2 protein-coding genes are annotated in these 1,011 nt (G+C 65.7%); both read left to right on the top strand.

The window, feature by feature from the left end; genetic code table 11:
* Positions 1-530, top strand: a 530-nt coding sequence (locus BSK43_RS35340) for a hypothetical protein (protein ID WP_205910566.1), incomplete at its 5' end; no start/stop codon positions are given.
* Entirely contained in the window at positions 527-964 is a 438-nt protein-coding gene (gene bamC / locus BSK43_RS35335) for an outer membrane protein assembly factor BamC (RefSeq protein ID WP_205910565.1), read from the top strand. The genes BSK43_RS35340 and bamC, both read left to right, overlap by 4 nt.
* The last annotated feature ends 47 nt before the right edge of the window (positions 965-1,011 follow it).

Below are 1,011 nucleotides of genomic sequence, written 5' to 3'. Positions count from 1 at the left end.
ACGAGGTTCCGCGTCCGCAGCCGTTGGCCAACGCCGGCGACATCATCGACTACAGCCTTCAGCGTAGCGGTGATAGCCGCTGGGTCGTGGCCCAGCGTCCGCCGGCGGAAGTCTGGCCGGTGGCCCGGCTGTTCTTCGAGGAGAACGGTTTTCGCATCGCCGACGAGCGCCCGCAGACCGGCGAGTTCAGTTCCGACTGGCAATCGCTGTCGCAGCTTTCCGCGCCGTTGGCACGCCGCCTGAGCAGCCGCGTGAGCGGTGTCGAGCCGGACGGCCAGGCACGGGTTCGGGTGCGTATCGAGCCCGGCGTGCAAAGCAATACCAGCGAGGTCTACGTGCTCAGCCAGACCCGCGCCGCCGGTGACACCAGCAGCCCGAGCTGGCCGAGCAAGTCGGTGGCGCCGAGCCTCGATACGGCGCTGCTCGACGAGATGGTCGCGAGCATTGGCGCCGCAGCGCCGAGCAGGGTGGTTCGGTCTCCCTGCTGGCAGCCAACTCGGTCTACGATACGCCCGGCACCTTCGAGTTGAGCAAGGACGGCAGCGGCAACCCGGTGCTGACCTTGCAATCCGACTTCGACCGCTCCTGGGTCAGCGTCGGGCGTGCCCTGGATAACGCCGACATCCGCGTCGACGACCTCAACCGCAGCCTTGGCGTGTACTACGTGAACATCGCCGAAGGGGCGAAGAAGCCCGACGAAGACAAGCCGGGGTTCTTCATCGCCGTGTTCGGCGGCGGCGAGAAGACCAAGGAAGAGGAAGACGCCAAGGCGCAGCGCTACCAGGTCCGCCTGACCACCGTCAGCGACGCCGTGCAGGTCACCGTCGACAAGGACATCAACACCTCTGCGCCGGCCGATGTCGCGCAAAACGTACTGGAAAAACTCCAGGAGAGCATGCGCAATGCGGTTCGCGGTTCTGGGCAGCGGAAGCCGGGGCAATTCGGCCTTGGTGAGCAGTTCTGACACCCGGATACTGATCGATTGCGGCTTCCCGCTGCGTGAAATCATCA

This window comes from Rhizobium sp. P44RR-XXIV (assembly GCF_001999485.2).
In the GTDB taxonomy this organism is placed as follows: Bacteria; Pseudomonadota; Alphaproteobacteria; order Rhizobiales; family Rhizobiaceae; genus Rhizobium.
Note: the sequence above shows the minus strand (reverse complement) of the source record. Positions and strands in the feature narration are given on the sequence as shown.